This is a genomic window from Ensifer sp. NM-2 (assembly GCF_003024455.1).
GTDB classification, from domain to species: Bacteria; Pseudomonadota; Alphaproteobacteria; order Rhizobiales; family Rhizobiaceae; genus Ensifer; species Ensifer canadensis.
Genome location: NZ_PVZR01000159.1, coordinates 1 through 412 on the forward strand (window position 1 = coordinate 1; position 412 = coordinate 412).

Annotated in this window: 1 protein-coding gene; it reads right to left on the bottom strand. The window is 73.1% G+C overall.

Annotated elements, in window-relative coordinates; genetic code table 11:
- A partial coding sequence (locus tag C6558_RS39275; RefSeq protein WP_146161029.1) for an AAA family ATPase occupies positions 1–412 on the bottom strand: 412 nt, incomplete at both ends.

A 412-nucleotide genomic window follows, 5' to 3' on the forward strand; every position in this document is an offset into this window, starting at 1 on the left:
GTGGCGGTCCCCCTCGAACTGGCAGACCACGTCCACGAGGTGCTCGAGCAGCCGCGGACCCGCGATGGTCCCGTCCTTCGTCACGTGGCCCACCAGGACCGTGGTGATCCCCTTCTCCTTGGCCGTGCGGATGAGGCTGGCCGCCACCTCGCGCACCTGGCTGACGCCCCCGGCGATCCCGTCCACCTCGGTGGACTGCAGGGTCTGCACGGAGTCTACGATCACCAGCTCCGGGTCCGTCCGCTCGATCTGCCCCAGCGCCCGACCCAGGTCCGTCTCCGCCGTCAAGCGCAGGGTGTCCGCGATCGCCCCGATCCGGTCTGCGCGGGAGCGCACCTGCGCCGCCGACTCCTCACCCGTCAGGTACAGCACCGAGCGCGGACCGCCGCCGCCCGCGCCGCGGGCCGTCTGG